The following is a 16,720-nucleotide window of genomic DNA, read 5'->3' as shown; positions in this document are numbered from 1 at the left end:
CCGATCTGCTTTGGCCATGCCGCCGCAACAGCTGCGGGTCTGCTCATTCGCCCCGTCGTTGGTCTTGGTCATCGCCGTCTCGTCCTTGCCACAGATACCCTAAGGGGGTATATAGACGGGATGCGCAAAGACATCAAGGCATCATGCCAGAAACGCCTCAGCCGGATCGAGGGTCAGGTCCGCGGGCTGGCGAAGATGGTCGACGACGATCGCTATTGCATTGACATCGTCACCCAGATCTCGGCGGTGCGCGCGGCGCTACGCCGGCTCGAGGAAGAGATTTTGAAGGACCACGTTTCGCATTGCGTCGAACATGCCATCGCCAGCGGCGATAAAGCGGATCAGCGGCAGAAGATCCTTGAACTGATGGCGGTGATCGGCCGCGCCGACCGTTGATCGTTTAGCCGCGCTTGGTCTTCTTCGGCGGTGGGCCGAACAGCGTCTTCTTGATGCTGGAGACCCCGGCGGCCAAGTGCGACCAGCCGCAGGATAGCGCGTCCTCGCGGCAGACGCTCGCCACGGCGCGGGGCGGCCGCGCGGCTCTGGGCGGCCGCGTCGCGGCAGGGCGCGCCGCGTCAGACGACGCTCGGGCGGAGGCCGGCGCGGGCGGCGCTACCGGGCCGGCTTGCGCTCTGGTGGGGTGGGGCTGCGGCGATGGCGGCGGCGCGCTGACCGGCTTGTCCTCGTTCAATTCGCGCTGCTTCTGTGCGAACGCGGCGGCGATGATGCTGCGCCGTTGTTCGTCGAGAAAGGCGGTGTAGTGCTGGTCGAATTCGCGCTGCTCTTCGGCCGTCGGGTTGGGACCGGCGATGTCGAAATGCTTGTTTTGCATGAAGTCGTAATAGGTGTAGCCGCCGCCGGGCTTGCGGCGCCCGGCGAATTTCGCTTCGCATTGCATGACAAGGTCGGCGCGCGCTTGTTTGCTGGACGCGGTTTTTTCGGCGTGCTCGGCGCAGTCCTCGAAATCAGCCGGCGTGCGCGACCACCATTGCGCAGGCGCAGGTGCGGGCAGCGCGACGGCGCCAAGCCCGACGGCGAGCAGCAGAACGAATGTGTTGGTCTCGGTCACCGGCGCACTCCGAACGATGTCGGGAGTCTGCCCGATATTGGCCGATTGTCACCCCGGATTGCCGGATTCCCCGGATTTTGCTGTCGGCTCAGCGCGGCGACTCAGGCCGCGGGCTGCACCCGCACTTCGTCGGCGTGATCCAGCGTGGAGAGCTTGGCGGTCGACTTGCCGCGGCAAGACCATGAAATCAGCGCTTCATCGTCGACGATCGACAAGATGATTCCGGTGACGCTGCCATGAACGCAGGTGACCTGATCGCCGACCGAGAAGGTGTCCTGCGACAGCGCGGCTTCCAATGCGGCGCGGATGCAGACGTCGTCGGTGCCGCCGCTGGCGCGATACGCTGCCATCGCCTTGGCAAGCATTTGATCCGTGACTTTGATCTTGGTCGTCATGTTCAACCTCGATGGTCTGGCCACGTCGACAAGCCGTCACCGAAAATACCCCGGCTGGCTTAACGACCCCCTGATGCAAAAAGCGGCTGCGCGATCCAGAGGCAATTCGACTTTCGGCGGCTGAATGTTACCGCCAACAACATATCGCGCCGAAAGTCGCGAGGCGGCTTGAGGTGAATCAAAAAAGCCGCCGAAATTCGGCGGCTTCTTCGATATTCCGGCGTTGCCCTGGTAGTTGTCCGAGGGCCGCGTAGTGGTGGTCGAGTTCAGACCGCGATCGAATGGCGGACGGAGGAGTTGCGCAAATAAGTGTCAAACACCGCGGCGACGACGCGGGCGAGCGGCTCGCCGGCGGGAGTGAGCGTCAGCGTGCCATTGGCGCAGGTCAACACACCGTCCTTCTGTAGCTCTGCGATTGCCTCGCGTTCGCCGTCGTACCAGTCCTCGGCGGCGCCGAAGATCCGCCCCACAGCGTTGAGGTCGACCTTGCCGTCGCACATGATGCGCTCGATGACGTGGGCGCGCAGGTCGTCTTGGCCCTTGAAGGCGTGGCCGCGGGCGATCGGCAACTTGCCGGCTTCGACCGCGCGCATATAGGCGCCGGTCTCGCTGATGTTCTGCACATAGCCCGACGGCGTGCGGCCGATCGAGGTGGCGCCGATGCCGATCAGGGTGGGCGAGGCGTCGGGGGTGTAGCCCTGGAAGTTGCGGTGCAGCTCGCCGGTCGCTGCGGCCACCGCCAGCGTATCGCCGGGCAGCGCGAAATGGTCGATGCCGATCCGCACGTAACCGCCCTTGACCAAGGCGTCGGCGGCGGCGCGGGCCTGCTCGGCGCGCTGCGCCGGTTCCGGCAGCGATTCGTCCGGAATCATCCGTTGGTTCTTGGCGACCCACGGCACATGGGCGTAGCCGAACAGCGCGACGCGGTCCGGCCGCATCTCGACGCATTGTTCGACGGTGCGGCGCAGATCCTCCGCAGTCTGATAGGGTAGCCCGTAGATCAGGTCGAAATTGAGTTTTTTGACGCCGACCGCACGGAAACGGTCCATCGCGTGCTTGACCATCTCGGGCGGCTGGATCCGGTTGATCGCGGCCTGCACCTTGGGGTCGAACTCCTGCACGCCGAAGCTCGCGCGGGTGAAGCCGATCGCGCCGATCTTGTCGACCATGTCGTCGGTCAAGGTGCGCGGATCGCTTTCGATTGCGATCTCAGCGCCCTCGATCAGGCGGAAGCGATCGGCGATCAGCGCCATCACCGCGCCGAGATCGTCCGGCTCGAGCACCGTCGGGGTGCCGCCGCCAAAATGCACGTGACCGACCGGCATCCGGCCCGGCATGGCGTTGGCCAGAAGGTCGATCTCGTCGAGCAGGTGCTGCAGATAGGTGGCAACCGGCTCATAGCGCGAGGCGAGCTTCATGTTGCAGCCGCAGTACCAGCACATCTGCTTGCAGAACGGCACGTGCAGATACAGCGAAATCGGCTCGTCGAGGTCGAGCTGCGCCAGCCAGCCGCGATAGATCGATTCGGGAAACTCCGCGGCAAAATGCGGTGCGGTGGGATAGCTGGTGTAGCGCGGCACCGAACTCTTGGCGTATTTTTCCAAAGCAGATGTCATCTGGTGTGTCTTTCAAATCGCCCGCGGTCAGCGAGCTTTCGACGAAATGACATGTCCGGCGCTGGGGCCGCTGTCGGGCGAAACAGAGTCGGCGGAGTCGGCGCAACAGCCGCAGCAAGTCGACGTGGCCGCATCGGTCGCGGCGGCCTTCGCGCAAGATCGCTCCGGGACGGCCTTCCAGTCGACCACGAAGCGGCAACAGGCGTCGCCATGGGCCCCGCACGCGGTCTCGACGGCGCGTGACCTGGGCGACACCAGAACCTGAAACAGCCGCTGAAACACCGCCGCGTGCCAGACGCAGACCAGGGTCTCGGCGTGTTCGCCGGCACAGATCGGGTTGCCGACGATTTCGAATACCACATTGCGGCCGACCTGGCCGGAAAACCGTCCGGAGCCCGCGAAGGTCCAGGAATGCGCCGTGATCGCCTTCACCAGCATCCGGGCCGCGAGCGGCGCCGGCAGCAGCTTCAGGATCGTTTGCGCGAACTTCGGGATCCGGTTGGCGAGGATATAGTCGCCGGTCCGCCGTCCCGCATCCGTCAAAACCGCAACCGCCTGGTCGGGCGGCAGCAGCCGGCGCACCGCCTGATGGATCGCCGCCACCGGACGTTCGTCGATCATTTCGCCGGGCGGTCGCGCCAGCCAATCGCCAACGCCCGCCGCGGCGAAGATCTGCTTCGCGGCGTCGTCGAGTCCAGCCGCGGTCAGCGCCTGGATCAGTTGGATCACCGCGTTCGGACCGATCTTCGCCGCATGGTCCCCATGCGGCGAAGCCGGCACGACGGCGGGCTTAATGGCGGCTGACTGCGCCGGCGCCATCGGCTTTGTCCAATACCTTGGCCTGCAGGGCCGCGCATTCGGCGTCTTCCGCCATCTGCTCGGTGCCGCCGCCGCAGGCGGAGACGATGGTGGGCGTGGTCGCCTTGCGCGAACGGTCGGCGTTGGCTTCCCAATCCGCGGTCTGCCCGAACGCCTTGGAGCGCGTGTTGTCGAAGTGGAAGTCCACCTTCTTCTTCGACTGCGGGCCCCAATAGCCGACCCGGCCGAGATCGTAGAACTTGCGTTCGAAGCCGGCCTTCAGGAATGCCTTCAGGCAGCCCAGCAGATAGCGGCGACGCCGCCCGGTGCCCGACCACGGATAGGAGAAGAACGCCTTGTACATGTAGAACCGGCGATAGTTGTTCATCACCCGGTCGAGCAATTCGCCGCGCTCCATCGCCGCCGGCTTCAGGATCGGGGTGACGAAGTTGTACTTGTCGAAGTCGAACACCTCGACCTTGTCGCTGAGTTCCTTGAACAGCGGCGTGAACGGCCACGGCGTGTACATCGACCAGTTGGCGAGGTCGGGCTTCCAGTCCATCGCCATGCGGTAGGTTTCTTCCAGCGTCTCCGGGGTCTCGCTATCGAGGCCGACGATGAACTGGGCTTCGCAGACGATGCCGGCTTCGCGCAGCAGACGGATCGCCTTCTTGTTGTCGGAGATCTTGGTCTCTTTGTTGAACAGGTCGAGCTTGAGCTGCGCCGCGGCCTCGGTGCCGAGCGAGACGTGCATCAAGCCCGCCTCGTTGTAGAACTTCAGCAGCTTCTCGTCGCGCAGAATGTCGGTGACGCGGGTGTTGATGCCCCACTGCACCTTCTTGTTCAGGCCGCGGGCGATCAGCTCTTCGCAGAACTGGATGAACTTCTTGCGGTTGATGGTGGGCTCTTCGTCGGCGAGGATGAAGAAACCGACTTGGTACTTGTTGACCAACTCCTCGATTTCGTCGACCACCTTCTTCGGGTCGCGGACCCGATAGTCGCGCCAGAACTTCCACTGCGAACAGAACGAACAGGTGAACGGGCAACCGCGCGCCATGTTCGGGATCGCGACCCGGGTGTTCATCGGGATGTATTTGTACATGTCCCACTTCAGGATGCCCCAGTCCGGGCTGATGCCGTCGAGGTCCTTGATGGTGGGCGCGGCCGCGGTGGCGACCACCTGGGTGCCGTCGGCGGCCTGATCGGGGAAGGCGATGCCCTTGATGTCGTTGCGGTTGGCCGGCCATTGGCCGCTCTCGATCGCGCGCGCCAGCTCGACGAGGATTTCTTCGCCTTCGCCGCGCACCACCACGTCGATCCAGGGCGCTTCGCCCAGCACCTGCTGGAACATGAAGGTGGCGTGCACGCCGCCCAACACGGTGACGCAATCCGGATGCACCTGTTTGGCGATCTGCAGCGTACGCTCGGCCTTGTAGATCGATGGCGTGATCGAGGTGCAGCCGATCATGTCCGGCTTCTCCTCGGCGAGAATCGCCGCGAGGTCTTCGTCGGAGATGTTCTCGGTCATCGCATCGATGAAGCGAAGGTCGGTGAAGCCATTCGACTTCAGTGCGCCGGCGAGATAGGCCGCCCATGCCGGCGGCCAGTTTCCTGCGATCTCGGCGCCGCCAGAATGGTAATTCGGATGAATGAGAATAATGCGCACTGACTCTCTCCCGTCATTGTCAAGAAAGCATGACATATTGGCTGTCAGTTAAGTTTGACTCAGATCAAACGACTGGTGCACGAGTATTCAATTTGCCCTGCGCGATCGATGCTTTGCGATGGTCACGGCGTCGCCCGCTTGCACGGCAGCGTCGCTGCACCTCATCACCGATGATGACAATTCGCCATTGGTCGCGATCCGATCCGCGAGCGGCGGCGGATCAGGATTCGGAGTGGAATTTGTCGTTGTGTCGAAGCGCATCGAGCGCTTGAACGTTCAGGCAATAGCGCTGATAGGCCGGCACCAGCGTGCCGGCGGCGATGTCCTGGTCGCATTCGCGCTTGTGGTCACAATGCGCGCAGGCGCGGCGCAGGTCGTTCAAAAGCATCGGTTCTTTTTCGGCCAGCGCGCGAATGCTGATCCGCAGCGCTTCGAGCAGGCAAGGCAATTCCTTGGCGTTGCTGCCCTTGGTCGCCAGCGCGCGAAGCTCATGGGGGGACAGGCCGAGATCCTTAACCATATTGGCCATGGCGCGGCCGAATGCTTCCAGCTCTTTCGGACTCGCGGCGATCTCTTCCCACTCGCGGACTACGTCGGCAACGTCGCTGGGAACGGGGGTTGCCCTCGGTCGCTTGTTGCTTGACGAAGTCATGGACGCCTCCAGCCTCAACTTTTCTTGATGCTGTCATATCTCTAACCTTTGCCGCTTGCGCCAGATCAAGAATTCTATTGCGTTGCACTGCTGACGCCGGCCGATCGACGCGCGCGGACGTTTCGGACGTCGACGTCGTCGACCCGCGGGTCGCGTCATGGCGAGCGGCCGGGGGCATGCCGCCGGTTGCGATCCGGTCGCCGCGAATTGCAAAACTTAGCCCGGCGTGCGGGCGCCATGGTAAGGAGCCGGATCGGTCGGTCGCGGGCGAATGGCGAGGGCGGGATCGAGGCGTGCTGATCGTCGGTGTCGGCGATTGGCCGCCTTGCGCTTTGACAAGAATCAACGCCAGCTTTCAGCGGCCCATCACTCTGTTCCCCGGGGGAGGACGCACTGTGCTGATCGCGCTGTTCGCTGACATTCACGCCAATCGGCAGGCCTTCGAGGTCTGCCTTGCCAAAGCGCGCGAGGCCGGCGCCGAGCAGGTCGCGCTGCTGGGCGATTTTGTCGGCTATGGCGCCGACCCCGACTGGGTGGTCAGCACCGCGATCGATCTGGTCGGCGAGGGCGCCGTGGCGGTGATGGGCAATCACGATTGCGCGGTTGGTAGTCCGAAGGTGCAGCTCAACGCCCACGCCCAGGCGGCGATGGAATGGACCCGCGGCGAACTCGGGTTGCCGCAGCGGCAGTTTCTCGCCGCATTGCCGATGAAGCAGGAGCAGCACAGCCGGCTTTACGTGCATTCCGACGCCAGCCGGCCAGAAAATTGGATCTACGTCACCGATTCCAGCGGCGCCTCGCGCAGCATGCAATCGACCTTCGCCCACGTCACCTTCTGCGGCCACGTGCACAAGCCGGCGCTGTATTCGTTGTCGGTGACCGGCAAGATGACCTCGTTCGTGCCGACCAGCGGCGCGCCGATCCAGCTGTTACCCGGCCGGCAATGGCTGGTGGTGCTGGGCTCGGTCGGGCAGCCGCGCGACGGCAACCCGGCCGCCGCCTACGCGCTGTTCGACACCGAGAGCCGCGAGATCACCTATTGCCGCGCGCCCTATGACGTCGAGCAGGCCGCGGCCCGGATCCGCAACAACGGGCTGCCGACCTGGCTCGCCGAACGGCTGTTGGTGGGGAAATAGCCATGAGCAGCGTCTCGCTCGAGCCGGGCTCCTCGATCGACGGATTTCTGATCGAGGAGCGCATCCATCAAGGCGGCATGGCGACGTTGCTCAACGTCAGCCGCCCCGGTTCCACCATGCCGATGGTGATGAAGCTGCCGAAGATCGGCGAGGGCGAGGACCCCGCGGCGATCGTCAGCTTCGAGATGGAGCAGATGATCATGCCGCGGCTGTCCGGGGTTCACGTCCCGGCCTTCGTCGCCGCCGGCGACTTCTCGGTTCAGCCCTATATCGTGATGGAGCGGATCGCCGGCCGGGCGCTGATCTCGCGGCTGCCCGAGTTGCCGCTGCCCTATGCCGACGCCGTAGCGATCGCCGCGCGGATCGCCACCGCGCTTGCCGATCTGCATCGCCAGCACGTCATCCATCACGACATCAAGCCGAGCAACATCATGTTCCGCCCCTCCGGCGAGGCGGTCGTGCTGGACTACGGCCTGGCCTGCAGCGATCTGTTGCCCGACCTGATGCAGGAGGAGTTCCGGTTGCCGTTCGGCACCGCGCCCTACATGGCGCCAGAACGGCTGCTCGGGGTGCGCGACGATCCCCGCAGCGACCTGTTTGCGCTCGGCGTGCTGCTGTATTTCTTCACCACCGGGGTGCGGCCGTTCGGCGAGACCGAGACCATGTACGGCATGCGCCGGCGGCTCTGGCGCGACCCGGCGCCGCCGCGCAAGCTGAAGCCGGACTATCCGTTGTGGCTGCAGGAGATCGTGTTGCGCTGCCTCGAAATCGAGCCGGCGTGGCGGCACCCGACCGCGGCGCAGCTGGTGTTCGATCTCACCCATCCGGCCGAGGTCAAGCTCACCACGCGCTCCGAGAAGCTGAAACGCGATCCCTGGAGCACGGCGCTGCGCCGCCGCTTCAATCCCGACCTCAAACAGCCGCGGCCCAAAGCGTCGCTGGCCGACGAATTGGCTGCTGCGCCGATCATCGCCGTGGCGATCGATCTTGCCGAAGGCTCCACCGCGCTGAACGACGAACTGCGTAGCACCGCCGAACGCATCTTGGCGACCTTGCCGTCGGCGCGACTGGCGTGCCTCAACGTGCTGAAGCTCGGCCGCATCACCATCGACAAGACGCTCGATGAGCACGGTCACAACAAGCACGTCGATCGCCTGGTGGCGTTGCGGAATTGGGCGGAACCGCTGAAGCTCGCCGACAACCGCTTGACCGCGCACGTGCTCGAAGCCATCGATCCGGCCGCCGCGATCCTCGACTTCGTGCAGGCCAGCCACGTCAACCATATTCTGATCGGCGCCCGGCGCAATTCGGCGCTGCGCAAGCTGCTCGGCAGCGTCTCCGCCAAGGTCGCGGCGGAAGCGCCCTGTACGGTTACCGTAGTGCGAACGTTCGGCGAGAAGACGCCGCGCGTTGCCGTGGAAAACGAGGAGGTGTCGTGAGGTTTGAGCTCGGCAGGCTTTGAGCTCGGCGAGGGGCGCGGCGAGCAGCGCGCGTCAGCAAATCATCAAACGGTCATCGACCGATGCTACTCCCGGTGTCGACCACGCGGCATTCTGCACGGCACGACGCTCGTCCCAGGTGTCGACGCTGCCTTCCAACACCACCGTGTTGCCGTCCTGCACGGTCACCCGAATGGCCTTCGCCCCGATCTCCGCATGACGCTTCAGCGCCGATTCGATCTTGTCCCTGATGCTCGAAGTATCGACATTCGGATTGTTGATCGCGATCAGATTGGTGACACCCTGCACGCCGGCCAATTTGCGCACGTCATCTTCGGCCGCGGTGCGCTCGTAATGCCAGTCGACGTTGCCGGTGAGCGTAATCCATCCATCCTTGACCGAAACCTCGATGGCATTGGCCGGAACCAGAACGTCCCAATCGAGAATGTCGGAGGCGCGTTGCGCAATCTGGTCGTCTGCGGTGCGATCGAACGGATAGCGAACTTCGATGGTCTCGGACAGCGAGCGCACACCTTTGACGCGGCGCGTGGCCGCGATCGCCGCGAGTTTTTCCGCATAGCTGTTGACGTGGCCGTTGAGGGTGACCACGTTGTTCGCGACAACAATTCCAATATGTCCGCTGTTGAAGCTGGGGTCGAAATCAAACTCGTCAAGAATATTCTGACGCAGCTCGGAATCGGTCATGATTGGCCTCTGGAGTGGGCAGGTCTCAACCGGTGTCATCTTCTGCGCTCGCCGAACAAACACATTGATCCGAATCAAGAAGGCCTGAAGTCGAGAGTTGATCCAGATCAACGGTCGCCCCCACTTGTACAACGGCAGAATAGTTAAAAGATGCGCCGTGAGATCGCATTTGTTCTGTTGTGACGGATCATCCTGAGAAGATCAGCCATCTTAAGAATACTCGTTGCACGTTGGCTCAGCATGGTTAGGCTCGCCGAGGTCGTCCTCGGTCCCCCATCGCCCACCGCATGGCTCGACGCCGCGAGCTAGACATCAACCTACCGGAATGCCGCAAGATTGACCACCGCCCACCATCGGCCCCATTGCCGGCTCTTTGCAGACCTCTGTTGCACGTTTCGCGCAACATCGCCGCGCCGGCTCCCCGGAACCGTATGCCGAAGCTGTCAGCACAGTTGGAGTCCAAAATGCCTGACCCGTTAACGTCGGATCTCCTGGAAAAGATGCACGCCTACTGGCGCGCCGCGAACTACCTGTCGGTTGGCCAGATCTATCTTCAGGACAATCCGTTGCTGGAGGTGCCGCTGAGGCTCGACCACATCAAGCCACGGCTGCTCGGCCATTGGGGCACCACGCCGGGACTGAACCTGCTCTATGTCCACCTCAACCGGCTGATCAAGCAGCACGATCTCAACATGATATACATCATCGGTCCCGGGCACGGCGGCCCCGGTCTGGTGGCGCAGAGCTATCTGGAGGGCTCTTATACCGAACGCTATCCGGCGATCGAGCGTAGCCGCAACGGTATGCAGCGGCTGTTCCGGCAATTCTCCTGGCCGCACGGCATTCCCAGCCACGTCTCGCCGGAAACCCCCGGTTCGATCCACGAAGGCGGCGAACTCGGCTATTCGCTGGCGCATGCCTATGGCGCGGCGTTCGACAATCCCGACCTGATCGTCGCCTGCATCGTCGGCGACGGCGAGGCGGAAACCGGCGCGCTCGCCAGCAGCTGGCATTCCAACAAATTCCTCAACCCGGCGCGCGACGGCGCGGTGCTGCCGATCCTGCATCTCAACGGCTTCAAGATCGCCAATCCGACCGTGCTGGCGCGCATCGGCCGGGTGGAACTCACCGAGCTGCTGCGCGGCTACGGCTACGAGCCGGATTTCGTCGAGGGCGACGATCCCGCCATCGTGCACCAGCTGTTGGCCGGCACGCTGGACCGCATCCTGGCGCAGATCCGCCACATCCAGGATGAGGCCCGCAATCACGGCGTCACCGCGAGGCCGCGCTGGCCGATGATCGTGCTGCGCACCCCGAAGGGCTGGACCGGGCCGAAATTCGTCGACAACCTGCCGGTCGAGGGCACCTGGCGCGCGCACCAGGTGCCGATCGCGGATTTCAAGGCGCCCGAGCATCTCAAGCTGCTCGAGGACTGGATGCGCAGCTACCGGCCGCAGGACTTGTTCGATGACAATGGCAAGCTGCGCGACGAGCTGGTCGCGCTGGCGCCGACCGGCCACCGCCGGATGAGCGCCAATCCGCACGCCAACGGCGGCGAGTTGCTGCAGCCGCTGTCGCTGCCGGATTTCCACGATTACGCCGTGACGCTGCCGGCGCCCGGCGCGGTGCGGGCGGAATCCACAAGGGTGCTCGGCAAGTATCTGCGCGACGTGATGAAGGCCAATCTGGAGTCGCAGAATTTCCGGCTGTTCGGCCCCGACGAGACCGCGTCGAACCGGCTCGAGGCGGTGTTCGAAGTGTCCGGCAAAGAATGGATGGCCGAGGTCGAGCACGTCGACATCAACCTCAGCGTCGACGGCCGGGTGATGGAAGTGTTGAGCGAGCATCTGTGCCAGGGCTGGCTCGAGGGTTACCTGCTGACGGGCCGCCACGGCCTGTTCTCCTGCTACGAAGCCTTCATCCACATCATCGATTCGATGTTCAATCAGCACGCCAAATGGCTGAAGGTGTGCGCCACGATCCCGTGGCGCAAGCCGATCGGCTCGCTGAACTACCTTTTGACGTCCCATGTCTGGCGCCAGGACCATAACGGCTTCTCGCATCAGGATCCCGGCTTCATCGACCACGTCGCCAACAAGAAGGCCGACATCGCCCGGATCTATCTGCCGCCGGATGCCAACTGCCTGTTGTCGGTGACCGACCATTGCCTGCGCAGCCGCAACTACGTCAACGTCATCGTCGCCGGCAAGCAGCCGGAATGGCAGTGGTTGGACATCGACGCCGCGGTGCGCCACTGCACCGCCGGCGCCGGGATCTGGCGTTTCGCCAGCAACGACGCCGGCGATCCCGACGTGGTGATGGCCTGCGCCGGCGACGTGCCGACCGTCGAGGCGTTGGCGGCGGTGAAACTGCTGCGGGAGTACGTGCCGGACATTCGCGTCCGCGTGGTCAATGTGGTCGACCTGATGGTGTTGCAGCCGCGCAGCGAGCATCCGCACGGCCTCGACGACCGCGGCTTCGACGAATTGTTCACCACCGACAAGCCGGTGATCTTCGCGTTCCACGGCTATCCGTCGATGATCCACAAATTGACCTACCGGCGGCACAACCACCACAACATCCACGTCCGCGGCTACAAGGAGGAGGGCACCACCACCACGCCGTTCGACATGGTGGTGCTGAACGACCTCGACCGCTATCGGCTGACGTTGGACGCGATCCTGCGGATCCCGCGGTTGAGCGGCCAGCGCGAGGCGGCGACCGCGCGCTACTGGGACAGCATCCAGCGCCACAAGCTGTATATCGGCGAGCATGGCGACGATCTGCCGGAGATCGTCGATTGGCGTTGGACGGCGTAAGCCGATGCGCAGCGGGAGCGTGACGCGATGACCGACGCCATCCTGGTGGTCAATGCCGGCTCGTCGAGCCTGAAATTCTCGCTGTATCCGAGCGGCAAGCGGCCGACCAAGCAGGATCTGCTATGCAACGGCGAGGTTGCGAACATCGGCGACGGGGCGAGGTTGCGCGGCACCGCCGCCGACGGCGCGGCATTGACCGATCACACGGTCGACGCCGTCAGCCATCAGGATGCGCTGACCCATATCCTGAGCTGGCTGGATCGTCACTTCACCGATCTCGCGGTGGCCGCGGTCGGGCATCGCATCGTGCACGGCGGCGCTCACTATGCGGCGCCGGTGCTGATCGACGACGCGGTGATCGCGACGATGCGATCGCTGGTGCCGTTGGCGCCGCTGCACGAGCCGAACCACATCGCCGCGATCGAAGCGTTGGCCAAATTGCATCCGACGCTGCCGCAGGTGGCCTGTTTCGACACCGCCTTCCACCACGCCCAGCCGTCGGTGGCGACCGCCTTGGCGGTGCCGCGCGCGCTCGCCGAGGAAGGCGTGCGTCGCTACGGCTTTCACGGCCTCTCCTACGAATACATCGCCAGCACCTTGCCGGAGGTGCTGGGCGAGGCCGCCGACGGCCGGGTGGTGGTCGCCCATCTCGGCGCCGGCGTCAGCATGTGCGGATTGCATCGTCGCCGCAGCGTCGCGACCACGATGGGTTTCACCCCGCTGGACGGGTTGCCGATGGCGACGCGTTGCGGCAACCTCGATCCCGCCGTGGTGCTGTATCTGCAGGAAGTAAAGGGCATGACGCCGGCGGCGGTGCGCGACCTGCTGTATCGGCACTGTGGGCTGCTCGGCGTGTCGGGCATCAGCGGCGACATGCGCACCCTTTTGGCGAGCGACGATCCCCATGCCGCGGCCGCCGTCGATCTGTTCGTCTATCGGATCGGCCGCGAGCTGGGGTCGCTGGCGGCGGCGCTCGGCGGGCTCGATGCCATCGTGTTCACCGCGGGGATCGGCGAGCACTCGCCGGAGATCCGGCGCCGGGTGCTGCAACAAGCGGCCTGGCTCGGCGTCGAAATCGACGAGGCGGCGCCGTTCGGCCCGCGGCTCACCACGCCCGCAAGTCGGGTGTCGGCCTGGATCATCCCGACCGACGAGGATCTGATGGTGGCGCGGCACAGCTATGCGCTGATCGCCGGGGCGGCGGAGATGTGAGCGGCCGGTCCGTTGCGAATGCGACAATTGTCGGGCGAGGCGTAAGCAGCCGTAAACCAGTCGCGCAGTGCCGCCGTCGCGCGGTATGCAAACGGGCCCGGATTAACCAGCGATTTTGCCGCGCCCGATAAGCTCATCGTTACGATTGAAGATCACCGAGAGGAGTGTGCCATGAGCACACGGCGACGCGTCGTGACCGCGGACGATTCAGCACCGGCGGACACCATTCTTGGCTTGCTCAGCCTTCTCGTGGTCGATGACGACCGTGCGCAGCGCATGCTGATCGCCGCGGCGGCCGAAAAGGCCGGCTATGAAGTGACCCAGGCGGACAGTTGTGCCGAAGGCATCGAACTGCTGCGCAGCCGCCGCTACGCCTGCGTGACGCTCGACCTGATGCTCGATGACGGCGATGGGAATGAGGTGCTGCAAGCGATGGCGGACGTCGATTACCATGGCCCCGTGATCGTGATCAGCGGCATGAACGCCGAGCGGCGGAGCGCTTCGCGACTGTTCGCGCGCTCGCTCGGAATGGAATTGCTGCACAGTTTCCCGAAGCCGATCGATCTGGCGGCGCTGCGCATCTCACTGGCCAATCTGCGGAGTACCCTGGCCGGGCTGCCGATCGTGCATTCCTGGGGCGAAGTGCGCGGGCCTCGTTTCGAGCGCGACGCCTGACTTGGATGTGTCGCAAGGCGATCGCGTCGGCGGCGACAGACCTGGTAGCGCTACGAAGGCTACGAACGCTAATGGTTCCCAGTGCCGGTTTCGCATGACGAAACGTTAATCGAATCGATGCAACGATCGGTTGTCGCTCGGTGCATTGCGCTGACCCAGGACGTTCGCCCGCTGTCAGTCGGTCCTCGGATGACGTCATGCGCGTCCGCATCGTTGGCTCTTAACGTTTCCCTCTCCTCAGAGTAGCTAGCTTACGGAAGAAATCGGCATGTTCAGCTTGCGCCTTACTTACAAGATCAACGCGATCGCCGCGCTCGGCATCGCCGGGCTGTTGCTGTTGGGGGCCCTTTACCTTTTCGGTGACGCCAAGCAGGACGTGTTTCGTAAGGCGGACGACAGCGCCAGGTCGCTGGACGTGCTGCAGAACAAGGTGCTGGTCACGATTCTGCGGATGCGGCGCGCCGAAAAGGATTTCCTGCTTCGTAAGGACGAAAAATACCTGCAGGAACACCTGCAAATGAGCAAAGAGGTGTCCGTCGATCTGGATGACATGCGGCGGCAGGCGACCGCGCTCGGCCGGAGCGATCTGGTGCAGAAGCTCGATACGATTCAGACCGGGACCACGGACTACAGCGCACACTTCGCGGCGCTGACGGTCGCGCGCATCAAGCTCGGCCTCAAGGAGGACAAGGGTCTCGAAGGCAGCCTGCGGGGGTCGGTGCACGCCATTGAAACCGCGCTCAAGGCTTTCGATAAGCCGGCGCTGGCGGTGACCATGCTGATGATGCGCAGACATGAAAAGGATTTCATGCTGCGCGGCGAAGCGAAATCCGGCGACGACATGAAGAAGCGCGCGGCGGAGTTCTCCGCCCAGCTGGCTCAATCCGACATTCCGGCCGACGCCCAGGCCGACCTGACCCGCAAACTCGAAGCCTATCAGCGCGATTTCTTCGCCTGGATCGAGGCGGCTCAACTCGTCGCCAAAGAGCAGAGTGCGATTTCCGCCCGCTTCGCTGCCATCGAGCCGGTGATTTTGGCGGTCGAACAATCCGTCAAGCAGAGCAGCGAAAGCGCGCAGGCTGCCGAATTGAAAGCCCGCGACGAGACCAAGGGGCTGATGCAGGCCGGCATCGCCGCAATCGTCGTGGCGGTCGGCCTGATGGGCTTCTTGATCGGCCGCTCGGTGTCGCGGCCGTTGTCGGCGATGACGCGGGCGATGCTCGAATTGGCCAACGGCAATTTCGCGATCGTGCTCCCCGGGCTCGGCCGCAAGGACGAGATCGGCGAGATCGCCCAGGCGGTCGAGACCTTCAAGGTCAAAGCCGAGCAGAAGGCCCGCGACGAGGCCGAGGCCAAGGCCCGGCAGGACCGTTTGGTGGCCGAGTTGCGCAAGAAAGACATGTACAAGCTCGCCGACGACTTCGAAGCCGCGGTCGGCGAAATCGTCCACACCGTGTCCTCGGCCTCGACCGAACTCGAGGCTTCGGCGACCACGTTGACGGCGACGGCGGTGCGCTCCCGAGAGCTGGCGACGCTGGTCGCCGCGGCCTCGGAAGAAGCCTCGACCAATGTTCAATCCGTGGCCTCGGCCACCGAGGAGATGTCGTCCTCGGTCAACGAGATCAGCCGCCAGGTGCAGAATTCGTCGCGGATCGCATCCGAGGCGGTGGATCAGGCCCGCAGCACCAACGACCGGGTCGGCGAACTATCCCAGGCCGCGGCGCGGATCGGCGACGTCGTCGAACTGATCAACACCATCGCCGGACAGACCAACCTGTTGGCGCTGAATGCCACCATCGAGGCCGCCCGTGCGGGGGACGCCGGCCGCGGTTTCGCCGTGGTGGCGTCCGAGGTGAAGGCGTTGGCCGAGCAGACCGCCAAAGCCACCGGCGAGATCAGCCAGCAGATCAACGGAATTCAGAATGCGACCCACGGTTCGGTCGCGGCGATCCGGGAGATCGGCGTCACCATCGGGCAGATGTCGGAAATATCCGCGACCATCGCTTCGGCGGTGGAAGAACAGGGCGCGGCGACGCAAGAAATTTCCCGCAACGTGCAGCAAGCCGCGGAGGGGACGATGCAGGTGTCGTCCAACATCAGCGACGTGCAACGTGGCGCCAGCGAGACCGGCGCGGCTTCGGCTCAGGTGCTGTCGGCGGCGCAATCGTTGTCGCGCGACAGCAGCCGGCTCAAGGACGAGGTCAGCAAATTCCTCAACACGGTGCGGGCCGCTTGATCGGGACGTCTGCGTTCGACGGTTGCGCATCGACCTGACGTGCAGGCCTCGACGTTCGCGGTGTTGCGTCCGCCGGACGCGCAGTTGCGCTCGGATGCGAATGCGCGCATTGCGTGTCGCAGAAGCAGAGCCGCCGCCGATCGCGGGTCATCGTCGAAAACTCTCGTATTTGTACCAACGGTTAAATTAACGGCCGAGTAGACTCGTCAAAGGTACTGCTGATGGGACGCTGCGCGAGTACACGAAATGTAAGGTTTGATCGGTAAAGATGACGCCCGGTGGATGAAGCAGGCCAGCGATCG

The 16,720-nt window shown here is 64.2% G+C and carries 14 protein-coding genes; 7 read left to right on the top strand and 7 right to left on the bottom strand.

Annotated elements, in window-relative coordinates; translation table 11 throughout:
* Window positions 1-120: 120 nt before the first annotated feature.
* Window positions 121-396 carry a metal-sensitive transcriptional regulator gene (locus RPC_RS19125; RefSeq protein WP_011474233.1) on the top strand — a complete coding sequence of 92 codons (276 nt, stop codon included), beginning with the start codon at window positions 121-123 and terminating at the stop codon, window positions 394-396.
* Window positions 397-400: 4 nt separating this feature from the next.
* Here RPC_RS19125 and RPC_RS19120 read toward each other — a convergent pair whose 3' ends face one another.
* The 6 genes from RPC_RS19120 to RPC_RS19095 form a co-directional block, all read right to left on the bottom strand.
* Complete coding sequence (locus RPC_RS19120; RefSeq protein WP_011474232.1) at window positions 401-1,069, bottom strand: hypothetical protein; 669 nt, start codon at window positions 1,067-1,069, stop codon at window positions 401-403.
* A 101-nt stretch (window positions 1,070-1,170) separates the two neighbouring features.
* Window positions 1,171-1,464 carry a hypothetical protein gene (locus RPC_RS19115; protein ID WP_011474231.1) on the bottom strand — a complete coding sequence of 98 codons (294 nt, stop codon included), beginning with the start codon at window positions 1,462-1,464 and terminating at the stop codon, window positions 1,171-1,173.
* A 266-nt stretch (window positions 1,465-1,730) separates the two neighbouring features.
* Window positions 1,731-3,080: an oxygen-independent coproporphyrinogen III oxidase gene (hemN, locus tag RPC_RS19110; RefSeq protein WP_011474230.1), complete on the bottom strand. Its 1,350-nt coding sequence runs from the start codon at window positions 3,078-3,080 to the stop codon at window positions 1,731-1,733.
* 27 nt (window positions 3,081-3,107) lie between these two features.
* The gene (bchJ, locus tag RPC_RS19105; RefSeq protein ID WP_011474229.1) at window positions 3,108-3,899 is read right to left on the bottom strand and encodes a bacteriochlorophyll 4-vinyl reductase; all 792 of its coding nucleotides are present in this window, start codon (window positions 3,897-3,899) and stop codon (window positions 3,108-3,110) included.
* Window positions 3,871-5,544, bottom strand: a complete 1,674-nt coding sequence (gene bchE, locus RPC_RS19100) for a magnesium-protoporphyrin IX monomethyl ester anaerobic oxidative cyclase (RefSeq protein ID WP_041802074.1) — start codon at window positions 5,542-5,544, stop codon at window positions 3,871-3,873. The genes bchJ and bchE overlap by 29 nt, the downstream gene beginning before the upstream one ends.
* 220 nt (window positions 5,545-5,764) lie before the next feature.
* A complete protein-coding gene (locus tag RPC_RS19095) occupies window positions 5,765-6,196 on the bottom strand; it encodes a hypothetical protein (RefSeq protein WP_011474227.1) in 432 nt (143 codons plus the stop codon).
* A gap of 395 nt (window positions 6,197-6,591) precedes the next feature.
* Between RPC_RS19095 and RPC_RS19090 the strand changes: the two genes are divergently transcribed.
* Window positions 6,592-7,332: a metallophosphoesterase family protein gene (locus RPC_RS19090; RefSeq protein WP_011474226.1), complete on the top strand. Its 741-nt coding sequence runs from the start codon at window positions 6,592-6,594 to the stop codon at window positions 7,330-7,332.
* A 2-nt stretch (window positions 7,333-7,334) separates the two neighbouring features.
* Window positions 7,335-8,771 (top strand): protein kinase domain-containing protein, encoded by a 1,437-nt coding sequence (locus RPC_RS19085; RefSeq protein WP_011474225.1) that lies wholly within the window; start codon window positions 7,335-7,337, stop codon window positions 8,769-8,771.
* Between the two features lie 54 nt (window positions 8,772-8,825).
* Here the strand turns inward: RPC_RS19085 and RPC_RS19080 are convergent, their stop codons facing one another.
* Window positions 8,826-9,476 (bottom strand): BON domain-containing protein, encoded by a 651-nt coding sequence (locus RPC_RS19080; RefSeq protein WP_011474224.1) that lies wholly within the window; start codon window positions 9,474-9,476, stop codon window positions 8,826-8,828.
* Between the two features lie 464 nt (window positions 9,477-9,940).
* Between RPC_RS19080 and RPC_RS19075 the strand changes: the two genes are divergently transcribed.
* From RPC_RS19075 to RPC_RS19060, 4 genes are all read left to right on the top strand, one after another.
* Window positions 9,941-12,295 (top strand): phosphoketolase family protein, encoded by a 2,355-nt coding sequence (locus RPC_RS19075; RefSeq protein ID WP_011474223.1) that lies wholly within the window; start codon window positions 9,941-9,943, stop codon window positions 12,293-12,295.
* 27 nt (window positions 12,296-12,322) lie between these two features.
* Window positions 12,323-13,507, top strand: coding sequence for an acetate/propionate family kinase (locus RPC_RS19070; RefSeq protein ID WP_011474222.1), 1,185 nt, complete (start codon window positions 12,323-12,325; stop codon window positions 13,505-13,507).
* A 171-nt stretch (window positions 13,508-13,678) separates the two neighbouring features.
* Window positions 13,679-14,182, top strand: a complete 504-nt coding sequence (locus RPC_RS19065; protein ID WP_011474221.1) for a response regulator — start codon at window positions 13,679-13,681, stop codon at window positions 14,180-14,182.
* 268 nt (window positions 14,183-14,450) lie between these two features.
* The gene (locus RPC_RS19060) at window positions 14,451-16,418 is read left to right on the top strand and encodes a methyl-accepting chemotaxis protein (protein ID WP_011474220.1); all 1,968 of its coding nucleotides are present in this window, start codon (window positions 14,451-14,453) and stop codon (window positions 16,416-16,418) included.
* Window positions 16,419-16,720 lie beyond the last annotated feature (302 nt).

Origin of the sequence: Rhodopseudomonas palustris BisB18 (assembly GCF_000013745.1) — a bacterium.
Classification (GTDB): Bacteria; Pseudomonadota; Alphaproteobacteria; order Rhizobiales; family Xanthobacteraceae; genus Rhodopseudomonas_A; species Rhodopseudomonas_A palustris_F.
The sequence above is the reverse complement of the archived record's forward strand: the minus strand, read 5'-3'. Positions and strand labels throughout refer to the sequence as shown.

Excerpts from the sequence above, each read along its gene's own strand:
- RPC_RS19070 (WP_011474222.1), top strand. The coding sequence starts at position 12,323 with ATGACCGACGCCATCCTGGTGGTCAATGCCGGCTCGTCGAGCCTGAAA.
- RPC_RS19125 (WP_011474233.1), top strand. The coding sequence starts at position 121 with ATGCGCAAAGACATCAAGGCATCATGCCAGAAACGCCTCAGCCGGATC.
- RPC_RS19075 (WP_011474223.1), top strand. The coding sequence starts at position 9,941 with ATGCCTGACCCGTTAACGTCGGATCTCCTGGAAAAGATGCACGCCTAC.
- RPC_RS19065 (WP_011474221.1), top strand. The coding sequence starts at position 13,679 with ATGAGCACACGGCGACGCGTCGTGACCGCGGACGATTCAGCACCGGCG.
- hemN (WP_011474230.1), bottom strand. The coding sequence starts at position 3,080 with ATGACATCTGCTTTGGAAAAATACGCCAAGAGTTCGGTGCCGCGCTAC.
- RPC_RS19095 (WP_011474227.1), bottom strand. The coding sequence starts at position 6,196 with ATGACTTCGTCAAGCAACAAGCGACCGAGGGCAACCCCCGTTCCCAGC.
- RPC_RS19080 (WP_011474224.1), bottom strand. The coding sequence starts at position 9,476 with ATGACCGATTCCGAGCTGCGTCAGAATATTCTTGACGAGTTTGATTTC.
- RPC_RS19085 (WP_011474225.1), top strand. The coding sequence starts at position 7,335 with ATGAGCAGCGTCTCGCTCGAGCCGGGCTCCTCGATCGACGGATTTCTG.
- RPC_RS19060 (WP_011474220.1), top strand. The coding sequence starts at position 14,451 with ATGTTCAGCTTGCGCCTTACTTACAAGATCAACGCGATCGCCGCGCTC.
- bchJ (WP_011474229.1), bottom strand. The coding sequence starts at position 3,899 with ATGGCGCCGGCGCAGTCAGCCGCCATTAAGCCCGCCGTCGTGCCGGCT.
- RPC_RS19115 (WP_011474231.1), bottom strand. The coding sequence starts at position 1,464 with ATGACGACCAAGATCAAAGTCACGGATCAAATGCTTGCCAAGGCGATG.